Origin of the sequence: Vibrio splendidus, assembly GCF_002873455.1 — a bacterium.
GTDB lineage: Bacteria > Pseudomonadota > Gammaproteobacteria > Enterobacterales > Vibrionaceae > Vibrio > Vibrio splendidus_J.
Map to the genome: position 1 here is coordinate 1 of NZ_MCUN01000001.1, position 18,136 is coordinate 18,136.

Below are 18,136 nucleotides of genomic sequence, written 5' to 3' on the forward strand. Positions count from 1 at the left end.
AACTAGACGCTGAACCTCAAGCAGAAACGGCACCGCAAATTGAAACTACGGAACAAGCTGAAGTTCTAGGACAAGAAGATGAGTTCTCGTTTGATGACTTCGAACTGCCAGAGTTTGGTGAAGAAGACGCATTGGCGGAAGTCGTTAGTGAGCCTGATGAAGCTCAATTAGAGCAAGATCTCGCTCCTGAGGCAGAAAAGTTTGAGTTCGATGAGCTTGATCTTCCTGAATATGACGAAGAAAGCGCAAAAGCAGACTCTGTTTTAGATGATATTGAGCAAAGCAGCGCAGAGCCAGTAGCGGAAGAAGAAGGCGTCGAGTTCGATGAGCTTGATTTGCCTGAATACGGTGAAGACGAAGCCATCTCAGATGCATTTGCAGAGAAGCCGACACCACTGACTTCTTTTAGTCCTCAAGGTGAAGAGCAAGATGCGTTGCATGATTTGTTCTCAAACCCGCAAAGCTTTAGTCACGCTGACGACTTCTCCGATACAGAGGGTTTCTCGGACGAAGCAGGGTTCTCAGATGCAGAAGAACCTGAACTGGCAGCGTTCGCACAACCAGATGATACACCGAGTTCATCTTCAGGATTAAATTCAACGCCTTTAGAATCAAACTCAGCACCTACAGCGGTTCAAGACGAACCACTAGAAGGCTTTGACGATTTTGATGAAACAGCATTGGCTGAGTTGCTCTCAGAAGATGTACAAGACTCAGTCGACAATATGTTTGAGAAGCCATTAGATGCAACGTCGATTGACAGTGCAGGGCTCGATATCGATGCGATGCTTGAAGTTGGCGGTGAAGATTGGAAAGGCTTTAACTTAGCTCCAGAGCAGCAATCAAGCATGCACAATGGTGTTCCTGACGATCAACAAGAGATTTGGGCATCGGCTGAAAAACAAGCTGAACCTAAAATTAAAGAAGAGAATTGGGGTCAACAAGATAACCTAACAGAGTCAGGCAACAGTCGTGATAAGCAATACATGACGATTGACGAATTGATGGCTCAAGTAGAGCAAGAAGGCGAAGAAGCCATTAATCCAGATGATGAAGAGTTGAAGCTGGATGTTGGCCTCAATGAATTCCCTGATGTTATCGGTGATATCGGCAACTATGATGTCGACAACAATGCAGAAGCTGCTGGCAAGCTCGATTTGGCTAAAATCTATATCGAGATGAGTGATTCGCAAGGTGCAATTAAGCTTCTAGAAGAGGCGATAGTTGACGGGAGCGATGATATTCGTCGAGAGGCAAAGAATCTTATCGATACGTTAAACGGCCGATAAATTTAAAAATCATAAAGGGTAGCGTTGGCTACCCTTTATTTTTGGACGAGCCTAAGCGCCTTTGTTTTATTTAGCTTCTTAAACCGCCGTCTAGGGCGGTAGTGATTGTTTATTGCATTTTTAGCCCCATCGTATTTGGGCTAAAACTCATTTCCGTATATACTTCTCGCCCATTTTCAAAGAGAACAAAAACATGAAAATTGCTTTAGGTATTGAATATAACGGTACCCACTACTTTGGTTGGCAGCGCCAACGAGACGTGAAAAGTGTCCAAGAAGAATTGGAAAAGGCTCTTTCAGTTGTCGCGAATCATCCTGTAGAGGTTATGTGCGCGGGTCGTACAGATGCCGGTGTTCACGGTACGGGACAAGTCGTTCACTTTGAAACTAATGTCGATCGTAAAATGGTGGCATGGACAATGGGCGCAAATGCCAACATGCCAAAAGATATAGCGGTTCGTTGGGCAACAGAAGTGAATGAGGATTTTCATGCTCGTTTCTCAGCAACTGCACGCCGTTACCGCTACATCATCTTTAACCATGCACTACGCCCAGGCATTCTGAATTCGGGCGTGAGCCATTACCATGGTCATCTTGATGAGAAAAAGATGCATGAAGCGGGTCAGTACTTGTTAGGCGAGAACGACTTCACTTCATTCAGAGCGACACATTGTCAATCTCGTAGTCCATGGAGAAACATGATTCACTTAAATGTGACTCGTCATGGACACTACATTGTGATTGATATTAAAGCGAATGCGTTTGTTCACCATATGGTGAGGAATATTACGGGTAGCCTTATTGCAGTAGGTAAAGGTGAGCAGAAACCAGAGTGGATCCAGTGGCTTTTAGAGGCTAAAGATCGAAAAGTAGCCGGCGCAACTGCAAAAGCGGAAGGTTTGTATCTGGTAGATGTTGATTATCCTGAACATTTTGAGTTACCACGAGAGCCTATTGGTCCTCTATTTTTGCCGGATAATTTGAACTAAATGTGAGACTTAGGTTCAAAAATCATTACGGTTTAGTGCGTAAAATAGTCCCAGAAAATAGGTACAACCAGTTTTTTATCTACAGTCGCTGTTTTATGTGCTTTAATTCCCACGCATAATTCCCAAATTTATTTCTTTCGCAATCAAGCGGAGGAATCGAAACAAAAAGGTCTTCCATGAGTTGGCTTGAAAAGATTTTAGAAAAAAGCAACATCGTAACATCTCGTAAAGCGTCTATCCCTGAGGGTGTTTGGACTAAATGTACTTCTTGTGAGCAGGTTCTCTACCATGCTGAACTAGAGCGTAACCTAGAAGTGTGTCCAAAATGTGACCATCACATGCGCATGAAAGCACGTCGCCGTCTGGATACCTTCCTAGACAAAGGTGAGCGTGTTGAACTAGGTGCTGATCTTGAGCCACAAGATAAGCTGAAGTTTAAAGACTCTAAGCGTTACAAAGAACGTATTTCTGTTGCTCAAAAGAACAGTGGTGAAACAGACGCATTAGTTGCAATGAAAGGCGAACTGCTTGGTTTGCCTATCGTAGCGTGTGCTTTTGAATTCTCATTCATGGGCGGCTCAATGGGTTCTGTTGTTGGTGCTCGTTTTGTTAAAGCGGTAGATGCGGCGATTGAGAACAACTGTGGTTTAGTTTGTTTCTCTGCAAGTGGTGGTGCACGTATGCAAGAGGCGCTTATGTCTCTAATGCAAATGGCAAAAACCAGTGCTGCTCTAGAGCGTTTATCTGCGAAAGGTCTACCTTTTGTTTCAGTCATGACTGATCCAACAATGGGTGGTGTTTCTGCAAGTTTGGCCATGCTTGGTGATATCAACATTGGTGAGCCAAAAGCACTTATCGGTTTTGCCGGACGTCGTGTAATCGAACAAACTGTACGTGAAGACCTTCCAGAAGGTTTCCAACGCAGTGAGTTCCTTTTAGACCATGGTGCTATCGACATGATCGTTGACCGTCGTGAGATGCGCCAGCGCGTTGCAAGCCTTGTTGCTAAAATGACCAACCAGCCTTCACCATTAGTAGTTTCTGTGAACGATTCACCGAATGAAGCTACTTATGAAGTACCAGAAGCGCCAGAAAAAGGGTAAAGTACCTTCTAACAAACCAACTTAATTATGGTTATGAGTTAGATGAGTCAACAACCTATTCCTCAAGCCACATCCTCTTTGGAGATGTGGCTTGATTATTTATCAAACATCCACACAAGCGCTATTGATCTTGGATTAGACCGAGTTCAGGCCGTCGCCTCTAAGGCAAACCTCACTAAACCTGCTCAACATGTTATTACTGTTGCTGGAACCAATGGCAAAGGCTCAACATGTGCACTGATGGAAGCTATTCTATTGGATGCTGGTTACTCAGTTGGTGTTTACAGCTCTCCTCACTTAATTCGCTATAACGAACGTGTTCGTATCAACGGCCAAGATCTATCTGATGAAAAAATGGCTCAGTCTTTCGATTTCATTGAGAAAGAACGCGGCGAAATCAGCCTTAGCTTTTTTGAATATGGCACTTTAGCGGCGTTACGAGCATTTCAAACCGAAGCGGTTGACGTTGTATTGTTAGAAGTGGGTCTAGGCGGACGTTTAGACGCGACCAATATCGTTGAGCATGATGTTTCTGTGATTACCAGTTTGGCTGTCGACCATGTTGATTGGCTAGGTGATGACATCAATGTGATTGGTTTTGAGAAAGCAGGTATTTATCGTAGCGGTAAGCCGGCTATCTGTGGTCAACCTAAACCACCGGCTACCGTTGCTGCGCACGCTGACGACATAAAGGCTGAGTTCTATCAAGTGGGTATTCAATACACTTACGATGTGGACGGCGATACGTGGAACTGGCGCAGTGGTGCATTCCAACTAGAATCACTGCCTATTCCAAGCCTGCCGTTACCGAACGCAGCAACAGCATTGATGGCATTGGGTACTTCAGAACTTAGCATTAGCGATGTGAACGTAGTTAATGGTATGAAGAACGCACAGCTTCCTGGGCGTATGCAGCAAATTAGCGAGCAACCCGTGATTGTGCTTGATGTTGCGCACAACCCGCATTCGGCTGAATACTTTGCGCAGCAAGTAACGAAGAAGTATGCAGGTAAAAATTTACACGTTGTAGTCGCGATGCTTCACGACAAAGATATCCCTGCGACATTGGAAGTATTAGCACCAATCGCAACTCATTGGTACCCAGCATCACTGAATGGCCCACGAGCCGCGACAGCCGCTGAATTGTGTCAAAGCTTACCTCAAGACGTAGAGCAGTATTCAAACCCTGTAGCAGCGTTTGAAGCGGCTATAGCTTCTGTTAAAGGTGACGATGTTGTACTGGTGGTCGGTTCTTTCCATACTGTGGGTGAAGTATTGGAGCATTGGCAGAAAAAAGGAAACTAAATGGCAAGTAAATTCCAAAGCCGATTAGTCGGCACCATCATTTTAGTGGCCATTGGCGTGATTGTATTACCCGATGTGCTGGATGGTAAGAAGCTCCATTATAAAGAAGAGTTTGCAAGCATTCCGATTAAGCCAGAGCTTGATAGTAATGTAGAAGTTTTTGAAGTACTCGATCCCGTTGAAGATCAAATAGCGCTACCGGACTCTCCGGTTGAGCAAGTGGTTGAAAGTGGTGTTGGTGATAATTCAGATACGCAAACCGCGTCTGCTTCAAACAATAAAGAAGCTGACAAAGTGGCTGTGGTGGTGAAGCCTGTACCAGAAAAAAATGAATACCAAGACAGTGCTTGGATCATTCAATTGATGGCTTTGAAGAATGCTGACAACGCAAAAAATGTTGTTAAGGATTTACAAAAGCGTGGTTATCAAGCTCACACCAAGCAAGAAAAAACATTTACGCGAGTAATTATTGGTCCCGATGTCTCTAAATCCAAACTTGAGCGACAAATTAAGGAATTAGAAAAAATTACGGGTTCAAAAGGCCAATTGCTCAAATTTAAACCGTTAAATCCATAAGAAAACGTTTGCGTCAGCATTTTTTCTGTTAAAATGCGCGCCAACTTAAGATGAAGAATTCATGAATTGGTTAGATTTTGTCATTTTAGGCGTGATCGGCTTCTCTGCCGTGATCAGTTTAGTTCGCGGTTTCGCTAAAGAAGCGTTGTCACTTGTCATTTGGTTTGGAGCATTTTTTATTGCTAGCCAGTACTACGCTAAATTAGCCATGTACTTCACCAATATCGAAGATGAGATGTTTCGAAACGGAACTGCGATAGCAGCATTGTTTGTTGCAACGTTAGTTGTTGGTGCCTTAGTTAACTATGTCATCGGGCAACTAGTTCAGAAAACAGGCCTGTCGGGTACAGACAGAATCCTCGGTGTCGTCTTTGGCGGCTTACGTGGTGTTTTGATTGTTTCTGCAGTGTTGTTTTTCATGGATGCGTTTACTGCATTCCCAAGTTCTGAGTGGTGGAAGAATTCGCAATTGGTTCCGGAATTTAGTCGAATCATTGCGCCGTTCTTCGAGCATTTACAAGCAACATCTAGTTTCTTATCTGGCGCGCTTTAGCGCCAGTTAATGTCGAAAATCGAGGATTAGGACATGTGTGGTATTGTTGGAATCGTGGGTTCAACACCTGTAAACCAGTCTATTTATGACGCTTTAACGGTATTGCAGCATCGTGGCCAAGATGCCGCTGGTATTTGTACCATAGAAAGCAATCGTTTCCGTCTGCGTAAGGCGAACGGTTTAGTTAAAGATGTTTTTGAAGCAAAACACATGCAGCGCCTCCAAGGTAACGTAGGTATTGGTCATGTTCGCTATCCTACTGCGGGAAGTTCGAGTGCTTCTGAAGCTCAGCCTTTCTACGTAAATTCTCCTTTTGGTATCACGCTGGCGCACAACGGCAACCTAACGAATGCAAGTGAAGTTCGTGAGAAGTTGTTCGAAAAAGATCGTCGTCATGTCAACACAACCTCTGATTCTGAAGTTCTACTGAATGTATTGGCTCATGAGATCGATACTGTTAAAGGTAATGTGACTTCAGAAGATGTATTTCGCGCAGTTGCAAACGTGCACCGTACTATTCGTGGTGCTTACGCAGTGACAGCGATGATCATCGGCCACGGTATGATCGCATTCCGTGACCCACATGGTATTCGTCCACTGTGTCTTGGTAAGCGTGAAATTAACGGTAAAACAGAGTACATGGTTGCGTCTGAGTCAGTAGCGTTAGACGCTGTTGGTTTTGATTTCATGCGCGATGTTGCTCCTGGTGAAGCTATCTACGCAACATTCGATGGTGAGCTTTTCACTAAACAATGTGCAGACAACCCACAACTAAACCCATGTATTTTTGAGTTTGTTTATTTTGCTCGTCCTGATTCATTCATCGATAAAATTTCGGTTTACAGCGCACGCGTTGAGATGGGGGAGATGTTAGGCAAGCGTATTAAAGAAGAGTACGCAGACTTAGACATTGATGTTGTCATTCCAATTCCTGAGACATCAAATGATATAGCGCTACGAATTGCTCAAGCGATTGATAAGCCATATCGTCAGGGTTTCGTGAAAAACCGCTACGTTGGCCGCACGTTTATCATGCCGGGTCAGCAACAACGTAAGAAGTCAGTTCGCCGTAAACTCAATGCGATTCGTTCTGAGTTTAAAGGTAAGAACGTTCTATTGGTTGATGACTCAATTGTTCGTGGTACAACATCAGAACAGATCATTGAGATGGCTCGTGATTCTGGCGCAAGCAAAGTCTTCATGGTTTCTGCTGCTCCTGAAGTTCGTTTCCCGAACGTTTACGGTATCGATATGCCGAGCGCGACGGAGCTTATTGCTCATGGTCGTGACAACGAAACGATTTGTAAACAGATTGGCGCAGACGCTTTGATTTTCCAAACGCTACCAGACTTAATCTCTGCAGTAGGTATGGGCAATCAAGACATCTCTCGTTTTGATACATCAGTATTCAACGGCGAGTATGTAACGGGCGATATCGACCAAGCGTACTTAGATTTCCTAGACTCTTTACGTAATGATGATTCAAAGGTTGAGCGTGAAATCCAACAAGACCTCGCTAACTTAGAGTTACATAACGAAGGCGCTTAGCTTTTTATTAGTAATAGAACTTTTGCTAGTAATAAACTTTTTATTAGTAATAGGATGTTTTCGCTAGTAACAAAGCAGTTCGCTAACAATGAATCACTATAGTTAGCGTGCTCAGAATAAGATTTGAGCAATAAAAAACCAGAGCATCGGCTCTGGTTTTTTTGTTTGTGGAGGAGGGAGTGACTCTAATGAATGTGGTATGCGATCACAAAATCAATAAACAGTCTAACTTTCTCTGGCAGGTGGTCTTTGTGGTTATAAAGCATGTAAATATCACGAGGGTTAGCGCTCCAGTCTTCTAAGACTTGTACTAAGCTGCCATCTTCAATGTATTCACGGATCATCACGTCAGGCATCAGAGTGATACCTAAACCTTCAGAACAGGCTTGTCTCACGACATTAAGCGCATTCGCGTTGAAACGACCTTTCTCGCTGTTAACGACGGTCTCTTCATTAGAGTTACTCAGCTGCCACTTAATCAGCGGGTAGCCTTTAAGTAACGAATGGTTTGCCAACTCTTCTGCATGACTTGGTGCCGGGTTCTTCGCTAAGTAGTCAGGGCTTGCGATAAGAATATCTTTCACTTCACTGATTTTTCTTGCGATTAGGCTTGAATCACGCTGCGGACCCACTCTGAAAATTACATCCCATTCGGTTGGATCAAGCTGATCAGCTTGGTTGTTCATCATCAGCTCAATATTGATATCAGGGTATTGAGTCATGAATTCACTGAACATCGGCATCATCATGCGCTTGGTCAGGTTTGAGGGCGCTGTAATACGAATCTTACCGGAAGCTCCTTTACACACGTCTGTGAGCTCTTCTGCAGTAGAAGACAGACGTTGCAATAGCGGAGAGCATTCATTGAAAAAACGTTCGCCTGCCTCTGTTAAAGAGAGTTTACGCGCGTGTCTATTAAGAAGCCTAAGGTTCAAAGAGTCCTCTAAGGCTTGGATGCGTCGTGTGATGGTCGCAACCGGAATCATAGTCTTGCGTGATGTTGCGGTGTAGCTCCCATTTTCAACGACGAGTCGAAAGAGGTTTAAATCATCTAATTTCATAAATCCAGACACATTTGTTTACAATCTCATCTAATTTATACGTAACAGTGAGATCAATGTTTGCGTTACGTCAACTCGTTGCACTATTTACAAGTATTCCAACCCTTGTCACGAATTACCAGTAAAGAGTGCACATTTGTGTATTTAGCATTTTGTTACTAAGTTTTATATTAGTTCTTAAAACAGATAACAATAATAATTCGACTTAGTTTTGTGAGGTTAGATATTATGTACAAAACTCACAGTCAGCCAGTTATGACCTCGGCTCAGGAAGTTCTCAATCCAAAATGCGTTATGTTGGTTGATGATGATCCTATTTTTCGCCGGATAACCAGCGCGTATCTAGACAAGATTGGTTATAAAGTGGTTGAGGCTGAAAATGGACTGGACGCTCTGCAAAAACTCAGAGATTCAGCGCCAGATTTAATTGTGTGTGACTTATCAATGCCAATACTGGATGGCATTGAGCTTGTAGAAGAGCTCAGTTTAGAGTATCCGTCAATGCCTATGATCGTTGTGTCTGGCACTGATGATATGTCTGATGTGGCGAAAGCATTACGATTTGGTATCAAAGACTTTTTAGCGAAACCTCTAGAGGATCACGGTCATCTAGGAAGTGCGATTGCGAACACATTAACAGACTCGTTCGATAACATCTCAGACCAACGAGATTTTTCAAGCCAATGGTTCTGCGTTGATGACGGTGGCGAGATCCCTGAAGACCAAGAGCTGCATTGGCATCTAAATTACCTGCAAGATAACCCCAGTGCTGCAAGAGACTTATTGCACGCGCTGCTGCCAGAGAAAGACACACGACAAGGCTCATGGCGTTGTAGTTACCGTTTACTGCAATCAACAGAGATGATGCCACTCGTGTTTGATTACGCGTGGATGATGAACGGGCAGTTTGCTTTTTACCTCGTTGATTCGTCGTCTTCTGATAACGGCGGCTCAGCAACCACATTGTTGGTGAGAGCGTTATTCCACGATTACATAAGAAATAGAAAAGATTTTAACGTTGATCTCAAAGATATTGCGGAGATTTTGGAGAAGGGGATTCGTTGCTCTAAATGTTCAACCCCTGTGAATGCCTTGTTTGGTGTTGCTGATCTTGCTGTGGGAACTATCTCTATTTTACCTGCGGGTTTAGATGGACAATGGTCGAATGGCGAATTGAATCAACATATTGCAGCGGGAGAGCGCTTGGGTGAAAATTGTAAGAAGAACTTCATTACACGGGATCTTCCGATTGAACAGGGCTGCCAGCTATCATTGAGCCTGCTTGGATCGGCAAGTTTTAGTTTAGACATACACCAAGGGTCCACTGATTAACCCTATATTTCCTCGGTTTTTGTGAATAATTGATTAAGGTATAGTTGCGCAAATGGTGTGGCTATGCCTTTTTTGTTAAATGTTGATTTAGCAAAGCAGGTTTGGTTCGCCAGATACTTACCTTTACTAACAAAAACAAGAAGCAATCATGGCAGATAACAAAGACTTTCAAGACCCGTTTAATGTATTCTATTTTTTAGGATTTTTAGCCGCATTTTTAGCGATTCCATTACTACCAGCAACACTTACGTTGATCCGTGTATTCAATGGTTACGCAACATTCTAGTTAGGCGATGTTAGCTAAGCGATGTTCGTTTATCGATAATAGCTAACTGATCGTAATTAATTTAGGGAGGCCACAATTAGCGTTCGAGTTTTAAGCCTCAATATTGCTGGTGGCCTTTGTATATTTCTCGCAGTTTTAGGGATAGTTTTACCCGTTCTGCCAACCACTCCTTTTCTCCTTCTTGCCAGTGCCTGCTTCATGCGAAGTAATCCAAAAGTTCATAAATGGATGCATGAGCATAAAACGCTGGGTCCTTTGCTTAACAATTGGTATCAACACGGCGCTGTCACTAAACAAGTTAAAACGCGTGGCGTATTCTTTATTTTGTTGAGTTTTGCGTTATCCATCTACTTTGCCCCGATCATTTGGGTCAAGGCTTTCCTAATTTGCGTACTTGTTATTCTTCTCACATGGTTTATGCGACTTCCAACCCATGAGTTGGTTGCTGACAGCAAAGAAAATCACTACCATTAAGCCAGTGTGCCTGCTTGTATAGCGGGCGTTTATTATTTCAGCAATCAGAGTTATGACTCTCGTTGCAATGAATACCAATCGTACCTTTCCTTAATTCCGAGCGTTGATGTTTGATTCGTTAACAGGAATTTGGAAAGAGGCCTAATGAAGTGCATAAGATTATGAACACAGAAAAAATCTCTCTGATCAAAGCAAGCATCAAAAGCATTCCTGATTACCCGAAAGCGGGTATTTTGTTCCGTGACGTGACGAGCTTGATGGAAGATCCTGCCGCATATAAAGCGACTATCGATCTGTTAGCTGAAACTTACAAGGATATGGGCTTTACTAAGATCGTTGGTACTGAAGCACGTGGTTTCTTATTTGGTGCACCTCTTGCGCTTGAGCTAGGTGTCGGCTTCATCCCTGTTCGTAAACCGGGCAAGCTGCCTCGCCAAACTGTGGCTCAATCTTATGAACTTGAGTACGGCACAGATACATTAGAAATTCATACAGATGCTATCGTTGAAGGCGACAAAGTACTTATGGTTGACGATTTGCTTGCGACAGGTGGTACGATTGAAGCAACAACAAAGTTGATTCGTCAGCTTGGTGGTGTGGTAGAACACGCTGCATTTGTTATTAACCTTCCAGAAATCGGTGGTGAGAAGCGCTTACAAGGCTTAGGTCTAGAAGTGTTTAGCATCTGCGAATTCGACGGTCACTAATCCTTTTCGGAATTATTCATGAGCTATCTTGCGTTAGCGCGAAAATGGCGACCAACCAAATTCAAAGAAGTGGTTGGTCAAGCCCATGTTTTAACAGCATTAGAGAATGCCCTTAGCCAGAATAGGTTGCATCACGCATACCTGTTCAGCGGCACACGAGGTGTCGGTAAAACGACCATCGGTCGTTTGTTTGCTAAGGGACTCAACTGTGAAACAGGCATTACTTCAACTCCTTGTGGTGAGTGTGCAACCTGTAAAGAGATCGATGAAGGTCGTTTTGTTGACCTGCTCGAGATTGATGCGGCATCACGAACAAAGGTAGAAGATACCCGCGAGCTTTTGGACAATGTCCAGTACAAGCCTGCGCGTGGTCGCTTCAAGGTTTACCTGATCGATGAAGTACACATGCTCTCTAGGCACAGTTTCAACGCGCTTCTAAAAACCTTAGAAGAGCCGCCTGAGTATGTGAAGTTCTTGCTCGCAACAACGGATCCACAAAAGCTTCCGGTTACGATTCTTTCACGTTGTCTTCAGTTCCATCTGAAGCCGATTAGCGTTGATAATATCCACGAGCAGCTCGATCATATTCTTGAACAAGAAAATGTAACGTCTGAATCTCGTGCGCTTGGCATGATTGCTCATGCTGCTGATGGCAGTATGCGTGATGCTCTTAGCCTAACAGACCAAGCTATCGCATTAGGTAATGGCAATGTAGTGACAGACACTGTTGCTCACATGCTTGGCACGCTGGATACCGACCAAGCTATCCACTTGCTCGAAGCGATTAGCAGTAAACAGCCGCAGCAAGCGATGGCTTGTATTCAAGCTCTTGCTGAAAATGGTGTGGAGTGGGATGGATTGCTGAGCCAACTTGCGACTCAACTGCACCGTTTGGCGATGTATCAAGCTCTGCCGTCTACTTTAGACAAAGCTCAGCCTGATGCTGAAAGGCTAGAACTGCTTAGCAAAGCGTTAAGCCCACAAGATATCCAACTGTACTATCAGATTGTGCTGAAAGGGCGTCAAGATTTACCATTATCACCAACCGCTCGTGTTGGTATTGAGATGGTGGTTCTGCGTATGTTGGCATTCAGACCTGCTGAGCAAACTGTTGCTACGGCTATCTCGACTGAGTCGACTAGCCCAGCGCCTGCAGCTCAGAATCCGGTTCAGAACCAGGTTCAGAGTGTTACTCAGCCTGTGAGCCAGCCAGCGCCAATGGCAGCTCCGAGACAGTCAGTTCAGGCTCCTGTGGTTTCACAGCCTCAAGTGCAGCAACAAGCGCCTCAACAAGCTCCTGTTCAGCAGCCTGTGCAACAGCAACAACAGAACCCGGCACAATATTCAGATTCGCAAGGTTACGCTGAGCATTCAGGCAACCAAGGTTATCCAGAACAGGATTACCCGCACAGTCAGTATGATGCGCCACCTGCTTATGACGAACGTCCTAGCTACGGTGCAGAGCAAGCGATGAGTCCTGCGACTCAGCAAATGCCACCACAGCAGAATCAAGCGACGAATCAGAGTCACCCTCAACAGGCCAGCGCTGAACCGACACAACAAGAACAGCCAACACGTTCTTCATCGCCAGTGAGTGGTTTACGTCACCAACTGCGTTCTCAACGCAGAGGTAACGCAGCACCGGAAAGCAAAGGTTCAACGCCAAAAAAGGCTAAAGCGACACCAGCTAAAACTTCAGTTCTTGACCGAGTTGCTCAGCAACACGGTGGTTCTGAGCGGGTGTCGCCAGCTTCTTTAAAGACCTCTTCGACAGAAAATGTTACCAATGATAATGAACCTTATCGTTGGAAACCGTCTAAACCTGTAGTAAAAGAAGTCAGCAAAGAGCTTACACCTACTCAGATCAAGCGCGCGCTTGAGCATATCAAGACACCAGAAATGGTCGAGAAATTGCTCAAAGAATCTATTGCTCAAGATGACTGGTCTGCCACGATTCAAAAGCTAGAGACCGCGAAGCTTGTTGAACAGTTAGCGTTGAACTCAGTGTTCGATAAAAATGGCACTTCGATTGCCTTAACGCTGAGAGCAAGCCAAGCTCACTTGAATACCGACCGTGCACAAAGCGAACTATTACAGTCGCTTAATGCTGTGCTAGGAGAAGAGTGTCATTTGAGTGTGGAAATCGGTGATGGTGGGGAAACACCACTAGAATTAAGAGAAAGACTGTATCAAAGTAAGTTGAAAGACGCGTTTTCCAGTTTGGAAAATGATGCCAACGTACAGTTTATCGAAAGACGTTTTGCTGCCGAGCTTGATAGAGATAGCGTTCGTCCAATATAGCGCTCTTCTAAGATAGAATCTCTTTCATTTAGTGATGGGCATATCATCCTTGGAAAGTAAATCAGAGAACTGAACTCGTGGGGTTGAATCACAGTGCTTTAACCCCCATTTAAGCCCTTAGTAGCTTAAATGATTTTAATAAACCAATTAGACCAGAGAGTAATAACATGTTTGGTAAAGGCGGTATGGGCAACATGATGAAGCAAGCCCAGCAAATGCAAGAGCGCATGCAAAAGCTTCAAGAAGAAATCGCAAATATGGAAGTTACAGGTGAGTCAGGTGCTGGCCTTGTAAAAGTTACGATTACTGGTAGTCACAGTGTTCGTCGCGTTGATATCGATGAAAGCTTAATGGAAGACGATAAAGAGATGCTTGAAGATCTTATCGCAGCTGCTTTCAACGATGCAGCTCGTCGTGTTGAAGAGACTCAAAAAGAGAAAATGGCTGGCGTAACTGGTGGGATGCAACTTCCACCAGGTATGAAAATGCCTTTCTAAGCGACTTGTTTATAAGAGACTTGTCTCTATCAACGGCCTATTTTGAATAGGCCGTTACTTTAAAAGTTAGAACGGTTAAATATGCGTACCAGTCATATGCTGGAGCATTTGATGGAGGCCTTACGTTGTCTACCTGGGGTTGGTCCCAAGTCGGCGCAGCGTATGGCCTTTCATATGTTACAGCGCGATAGAAAAGGCGGCTTACAGTTGGCTGAAGCTCTTAGCCAAGCAATGACTGAAATTGGTCATTGTAATGAGTGCCGTACTTTTACTGAGGAAGAGACCTGCCACATTTGTACCAATCCTAAGCGTCAGGATAACGGTCAAATTTGTGTAGTAGAAAGCCCTGCAGACATTGCAGCTATTGAAGCCACTGGTCAATATTCCGGTCGTTACTTTGTGCTTATGGGGCACCTTTCGCCACTTGATGGCATTGGTCCAAGTGATATCGGTCTTGATGTCTTGGACTATCGCTTACGTCGTGGTGATATCAACGAAGTTATTCTAGCGACCAATCCAACCGTCGAAGGTGAAGCGACTGCGCATTATATTGCTGAACTGTGTCATGCACATGAGGTGAATGCGAGCCGTATTGCTCACGGTGTTCCTGTTGGTGGAGAGTTAGAGCTAGTGGATGGCACCACGCTTTCGCACTCTTTACTCGGTCGTCATAAGATCTAAAAAAGCCGCTTGGTGAGTTATCACTAAGCGGCTTTCTCTTTTTTGTCATAAAGCTCTATTCTGAAACGCGTTACTCTAAAACCTTTTCAAACGACTAATCAGAGCCACGCACGGCGTTGTATATCGCAGCTCCAATTACGGCACCAACAATCGGTGCAACCCAGAATAGCCATAACTGTGACACAGCCCAATCACCGACAAACACAGCTACGCCGGTACTTCGCGCAGGGTTTACAGAGGTATTCGTCACGGGGATACTAATAAGGTGAATTAGAGTTAAACAAAGACCAATCGCGATAGGTGCAAACCCGGCTGGTGCTTTTGAATCGGTTGCGCCCATAATCACGAACAGGAACACCATGGTCATGACCACTTCACAGACGAGTGCAGCGGTAAGTGAATAACCACCAGGTGAGTGTTCACCATAACCATTGGCCGCGAAACCAGAGCCAACTATGTCGAAACCAGCTTGCCCAGATGCGATAACGTATAAAACTCCCCCAGCAATAAGGCCGCCAATCACCTGAGCGATGATGTAAGGGGCAACGTCTTTGGCATCGAAGCGTCCGCCGCTCCAAAGTCCAATAGTAATAGCTGGGTTTAAGTGGCAGCCTGATATATGCCCAAGGGCGAAAGCCATGGTGAGCACGGTTAAACCAAAGGCGAGAGAAACGCCAAGTAAACCGATACCCACATCGGGGAAACCGGCTGCCAAGACGGCACTACCACACCCACCTAACACCAGCCAGAATGTACCAAACATCTCTGCGATATATCTATTCATAACAATCCTTATTAATCTTTACCAGTATCAATAAGATAGTTGAGATTTAGCGAAGTTGTGAAATCTTGGGCATATAGGTGATAGAAAAGGGCAAATACTCTTAGGTAATGGCTTCTAATTCGATCAAGTTATCAAGTGCTTCTTGATCTGTTTTTCCACAGATGACAGGACAAGCTTTAAATTGGTGACACACCTTAGGGCGTGAAGACTGACCAAATAGCTTACAGAGGTTTTGCTCATTTAATTGAATGCAACGCACCCCAGCTGGCTTGCCATTTGGCATTCCAGGAATAGCAGATGTAATACTTGGAGCGACACAGCATGCTCCACAACCTAGGCGACATTCCATCAAATTAAACTCACTAAATAACAGGGTGCGCGATAGTAGCAAAAAATGATGAGAGTGACAGCTGTTGATTGAATCAAAGAATGAACAATTATTATCCTTGAACTTTTTATGGGCTAGCGGTATAACACGCACCCCAGTAAAAGAGTAAGAAGTAATCCTATGACGAATCCATTTTGGCAAGAAAAGACACTAGAGCAAATGACCGAGAATGAGTGGGAATCACTGTGTGACGGTTGTGGTAAGTGTTGCCTGCATAAACTAATGGATGAAGATAGCGATGAAGTTTACTACACCAACGTGGCGTGCAGCTGGTTAAACGACAAAACATGTTCGTGTAAAGACTACCCGAACCGCTTCACTTCAGGTGAAGAGTGTTTGAAGCTGACTCGTGACAAGATTCATGAATTCCATTGGCTACCAGATACTTGTGCTTACCGTCTTCTATCAGAATCTAAGCCGATTCCTGAGTGGCACCCATTGATTACGGGCTCTAAATCAGAGATGCATGCTGCTGGTGAAAGTGTTCGTAACAAAGTGGTATACGAAATCGATGTTGTCGATTGGGAAGACCACATCTTGAATCATCCGAATCGCTAGTTATTCTAAAACAGCCGCTCTTGAGCGGCTGTTTTGCTATTCGATGGCACTAAAAACTAAACCCAACAACTAGAACAAAAAAACGCCCCGGAGGGCGCTAAAGTTAAACGAGCAAAAAAGATTCAGGCTAGTTTACTTGTTGTTTAATGTACTCACCCAGTTCTGAGTGGTGCATAATTTTCGAAACTGGCAATACCTTTTCGGCAGGGCCCCAAGCAAACATGTTCACTGGTGTGTGAGTATGTGTACCTGTACCCCAAACGATGTTTTGACCTGTTGCTTGTTCTCGAGCAAGTAGGTTGCCACGATCGTTATATGGGAAGAAAGCATCGAAATCGTTGATAGCAGGCACCTCTTCTGCCGATAGGTATTTGTGCTGAGCCAATCGGTATGGGTTCGGCTTACTGGCTAATACGTTTTTCGCTTGTTCAGCTGTGATCGGGAACTCACTATTCTTGTTGACGATCTCAGCCAGTTTTTCAGGTGTTTGCAGCGCTTTATCTAACTTCTGAAATTTGCTAATCATGCCGTAGTAGCTTTGCTTCTGATTGTATAAACCATCAAGAATATCGAATGCGCCAAAGTTAAAGTTGGGTGCATAGTCGCGATCAGCGAAGGCTTCGCCAGAACGTTTCTGTGGTTTAGGTAGGTTATTAGACGAGTAGCTGAAACCGAAAGAGCCTGTTTCGTGGTCTGCAGTTACAATCACGATCGTATCTTCACGATCTTTCGCCCATTCGTACACAGTTTGGATTGCTTCATCAAACTTAAGCAGTTCATGCAGCATGGTTCCTGCATCATTACTGTGGCCTGCCCAGTCAATTTGGCCGCCTTCGACCATTAGGAAAAAGCCGTCTTCATCTTTGGATAGAACGTTGAGTGCTTTTTGTGTCATCTCTTTTAAGCTTGGCTGAGTTCGTTCGCCATTCTTTTTCTTGTTGCTGTATGCAATGCCGTCGTCCATGCCTGAGTAGGCGAACAAGCCAAGTAGTTTATCGCCCTCAGCGTCGTCTAGCATGTTGCGGTTAAATGCCAGTTGATAGCCGTTTTTCTCTGCTTCAGTAAGAAGGTTACGGTCGTCCTTACGCTTTGATTTTAGGTAAACGTCACCTTGAGTCAGTTTCTCAAGTTGCTTATAGGTTTCACCTTTGTCGTTGGTCGATTTAGGAATCCAATGACGTAGCCCTCCAGATAGCATCACATCAGCGCCAGTTGCAAGCATATCGGATGCGATTTGATTCTCTAAAGATCGGTGAGGTTGGTGAGCGGCAAAAGAAGCTGGAGTCGCGTGAGTTAAGCGCGTGTCTGAAACTAAGCCGGTCGCTTTGCCTGCTTTTTTCGCTTTCTCAAGTACTGTCTCAACATGGTTACCCTGAGAGTCGATACCAATCACTTCTGAACCGCTGTAAATACCCGTTGCAAGCATGGTTGCAGAGCAAGCCGAATCCACCACAATCGCATCTTCTGGGTGAGTCAGGGATGAACCAATAACCCCTTCTTGAGCAAGTTGATAAAGGGCAGTTTTGTTCCCTTTATAGATAGAATTTGGCGCTTGGTTTGCGTAGGTTTCCAATAAGCCAACTTGCTGAGGTCCCATGCCATCGCCAATCATCAGAATGACATTTTTGATTTCTGCTGAAAGTACGTTGAATGAGAGTGTAGAGGTTACCACTGCGGTAATAATTGGTTTCATAAGGTGCTTCAT

At 44.4% G+C, this 18,136-nt stretch carries 19 protein-coding genes; 15 read left to right on the forward strand and 4 right to left on the reverse strand.

Features of this window, described 5'->3' with window-relative positions:
- From BCU75_RS00005 to purF, 7 genes are all read left to right on the forward strand, one after another.
- The coding region (locus BCU75_RS00005; protein ID WP_277868890.1) for a FimV/HubP family polar landmark protein at nt 1–1,289 on the forward strand (1,289 nt) is incomplete at its 5' end.
- 193 nt (nt 1,290–1,482) lie between these two features.
- Nucleotides 1,483–2,277, forward strand: coding sequence for a tRNA pseudouridine(38-40) synthase TruA (gene truA, locus BCU75_RS00010; protein WP_004734161.1), 795 nt, complete (start codon nt 1,483–1,485; stop codon nt 2,275–2,277).
- A 176-nt stretch (nt 2,278–2,453) separates the two neighbouring features.
- The gene (accD, locus tag BCU75_RS00020; RefSeq protein ID WP_076674393.1) at nt 2,454–3,380 is read left to right on the forward strand and encodes an acetyl-CoA carboxylase, carboxyltransferase subunit beta; all 927 of its coding nucleotides are present in this window, start codon (nt 2,454–2,456) and stop codon (nt 3,378–3,380) included.
- 42 nt (nt 3,381–3,422) lie between these two features.
- A complete protein-coding gene (gene folC / locus BCU75_RS00025; RefSeq protein ID WP_076674394.1) occupies nt 3,423–4,685 on the forward strand; it encodes a bifunctional tetrahydrofolate synthase/dihydrofolate synthase in 1,263 nt (420 codons plus the stop codon).
- Nucleotides 4,686–5,261 carry an SPOR domain-containing protein gene (locus tag BCU75_RS00030; protein ID WP_076674396.1) on the forward strand — a complete coding sequence of 192 codons (576 nt, stop codon included), beginning with the start codon at nt 4,686–4,688 and terminating at the stop codon, nt 5,259–5,261. It begins immediately after the preceding gene.
- A 61-nt stretch (nt 5,262–5,322) separates the two neighbouring features.
- On the forward strand, nt 5,323–5,814 hold the full coding sequence (locus tag BCU75_RS00035; protein ID WP_009848678.1) for a CvpA family protein: 492 nt from the start codon (nt 5,323–5,325) through the stop codon (nt 5,812–5,814).
- 33 nt (nt 5,815–5,847) lie between these two features.
- Nucleotides 5,848–7,362, forward strand: a complete 1,515-nt coding sequence (gene purF / locus BCU75_RS00040) for an amidophosphoribosyltransferase (RefSeq protein WP_017106165.1) — start codon at nt 5,848–5,850, stop codon at nt 7,360–7,362.
- A gap of 185 nt (nt 7,363–7,547) precedes the next feature.
- Here the strand turns inward: purF and BCU75_RS00045 are convergent, their stop codons facing one another.
- Nucleotides 7,548–8,423: a LysR family transcriptional regulator gene (locus BCU75_RS00045; protein ID WP_004734167.1), complete on the reverse strand. Its 876-nt coding sequence runs from the start codon at nt 8,421–8,423 to the stop codon at nt 7,548–7,550.
- Nucleotides 8,424–8,651: 228 nt separating this feature from the next.
- On the opposite strand from BCU75_RS00045, the gene BCU75_RS00050 reads away from it, so the two are divergent.
- From BCU75_RS00050 to recR, 7 genes are all read left to right on the forward strand, one after another.
- Nucleotides 8,652–9,755: a response regulator gene (locus tag BCU75_RS00050; protein WP_102472617.1), complete on the forward strand. Its 1,104-nt coding sequence runs from the start codon at nt 8,652–8,654 to the stop codon at nt 9,753–9,755.
- A gap of 148 nt (nt 9,756–9,903) precedes the next feature.
- On the forward strand, nt 9,904–10,041 hold the full coding sequence (locus BCU75_RS24305) for a hypothetical protein (RefSeq protein WP_004734169.1): 138 nt from the start codon (nt 9,904–9,906) through the stop codon (nt 10,039–10,041).
- Nucleotides 10,042–10,143: 102 nt separating this feature from the next.
- Nucleotides 10,144–10,515, forward strand: a complete 372-nt coding sequence (locus BCU75_RS00055; RefSeq protein WP_029225617.1) for a YbaN family protein — start codon at nt 10,144–10,146, stop codon at nt 10,513–10,515.
- A 161-nt stretch (nt 10,516–10,676) separates the two neighbouring features.
- A complete protein-coding gene (gene apt / locus BCU75_RS00060) occupies nt 10,677–11,222 on the forward strand; it encodes an adenine phosphoribosyltransferase (RefSeq protein WP_017072536.1) in 546 nt (181 codons plus the stop codon).
- Between the two features lie 18 nt (nt 11,223–11,240).
- The gene (dnaX, locus tag BCU75_RS00065; RefSeq protein ID WP_102472618.1) at nt 11,241–13,523 is read left to right on the forward strand and encodes a DNA polymerase III subunit gamma/tau; all 2,283 of its coding nucleotides are present in this window, start codon (nt 11,241–11,243) and stop codon (nt 13,521–13,523) included.
- Between the two features lie 167 nt (nt 13,524–13,690).
- Complete coding sequence (locus tag BCU75_RS00070) at nt 13,691–14,020, forward strand: YbaB/EbfC family nucleoid-associated protein (protein ID WP_009848672.1); 330 nt, start codon at nt 13,691–13,693, stop codon at nt 14,018–14,020.
- An 81-nt stretch (nt 14,021–14,101) separates the two neighbouring features.
- Nucleotides 14,102–14,701: a recombination mediator RecR gene (gene recR / locus BCU75_RS00075; RefSeq protein WP_102472619.1), complete on the forward strand. Its 600-nt coding sequence runs from the start codon at nt 14,102–14,104 to the stop codon at nt 14,699–14,701.
- A 94-nt stretch (nt 14,702–14,795) separates the two neighbouring features.
- Here recR and aqpZ read toward each other — a convergent pair whose 3' ends face one another.
- Nucleotides 14,796–15,485 carry an aquaporin Z gene (gene aqpZ, locus BCU75_RS00080; RefSeq protein WP_102472620.1) on the reverse strand — a complete coding sequence of 230 codons (690 nt, stop codon included), beginning with the start codon at nt 15,483–15,485 and terminating at the stop codon, nt 14,796–14,798.
- Nucleotides 15,486–15,585: 100 nt separating this feature from the next.
- On the reverse strand, nt 15,586–15,834 hold the full coding sequence (locus BCU75_RS00085) for a YkgJ family cysteine cluster protein (protein WP_017106172.1): 249 nt from the start codon (nt 15,832–15,834) through the stop codon (nt 15,586–15,588).
- A gap of 159 nt (nt 15,835–15,993) precedes the next feature.
- Between BCU75_RS00085 and BCU75_RS00090 the strand changes: the two genes are divergently transcribed.
- Entirely contained in the window at nt 15,994–16,431 is a 438-nt protein-coding gene (locus tag BCU75_RS00090) for a YcgN family cysteine cluster protein (protein ID WP_017067609.1), read from the forward strand.
- Nucleotides 16,432–16,558: 127 nt separating this feature from the next.
- Here BCU75_RS00090 and BCU75_RS00095 read toward each other — a convergent pair whose 3' ends face one another.
- The gene (locus tag BCU75_RS00095) at nt 16,559–18,136 is read right to left on the reverse strand and encodes an alkaline phosphatase (protein WP_102472621.1); all 1,578 of its coding nucleotides are present in this window, start codon (nt 18,134–18,136) and stop codon (nt 16,559–16,561) included.

Coding starts and splice junctions, on each gene's coding strand:
- truA (WP_004734161.1), top strand. CDS start 1,483: ATGAAAATTGCTTTAGGTATTGAATATAACGGTACCCACTACTTTGGT.
- accD (WP_076674393.1), top strand. CDS start 2,454: ATGAGTTGGCTTGAAAAGATTTTAGAAAAAAGCAACATCGTAACATCT.
- folC (WP_076674394.1), top strand. CDS start 3,423: ATGAGTCAACAACCTATTCCTCAAGCCACATCCTCTTTGGAGATGTGG.
- BCU75_RS00030 (WP_076674396.1), top strand. CDS start 4,686: ATGGCAAGTAAATTCCAAAGCCGATTAGTCGGCACCATCATTTTAGTG.
- BCU75_RS00035 (WP_009848678.1), top strand. CDS start 5,323: ATGAATTGGTTAGATTTTGTCATTTTAGGCGTGATCGGCTTCTCTGCC.
- purF (WP_017106165.1), top strand. CDS start 5,848: ATGTGTGGTATTGTTGGAATCGTGGGTTCAACACCTGTAAACCAGTCT.
- BCU75_RS00045 (WP_004734167.1), bottom strand. CDS start 8,423: ATGAAATTAGATGATTTAAACCTCTTTCGACTCGTCGTTGAAAATGGG.
- BCU75_RS00050 (WP_102472617.1), top strand. CDS start 8,652: ATGTACAAAACTCACAGTCAGCCAGTTATGACCTCGGCTCAGGAAGTT.
- BCU75_RS24305 (WP_004734169.1), top strand. CDS start 9,904: ATGGCAGATAACAAAGACTTTCAAGACCCGTTTAATGTATTCTATTTT.
- apt (WP_017072536.1), top strand. CDS start 10,677: ATGAACACAGAAAAAATCTCTCTGATCAAAGCAAGCATCAAAAGCATT.
- dnaX (WP_102472618.1), top strand. CDS start 11,241: ATGAGCTATCTTGCGTTAGCGCGAAAATGGCGACCAACCAAATTCAAA.
- BCU75_RS00070 (WP_009848672.1), top strand. CDS start 13,691: ATGTTTGGTAAAGGCGGTATGGGCAACATGATGAAGCAAGCCCAGCAA.
- recR (WP_102472619.1), top strand. CDS start 14,102: ATGCGTACCAGTCATATGCTGGAGCATTTGATGGAGGCCTTACGTTGT.
- aqpZ (WP_102472620.1), bottom strand. CDS start 15,485: ATGAATAGATATATCGCAGAGATGTTTGGTACATTCTGGCTGGTGTTA.
- BCU75_RS00085 (WP_017106172.1), bottom strand. CDS start 15,834: ATGGAATGTCGCCTAGGTTGTGGAGCATGCTGTGTCGCTCCAAGTATT.
- BCU75_RS00090 (WP_017067609.1), top strand. CDS start 15,994: ATGACGAATCCATTTTGGCAAGAAAAGACACTAGAGCAAATGACCGAG.
- BCU75_RS00095 (WP_102472621.1), bottom strand. CDS start 18,136: ATGAAGCACCTTATGAAACCAATTATTACCGCAGTGGTAACCTCTACA.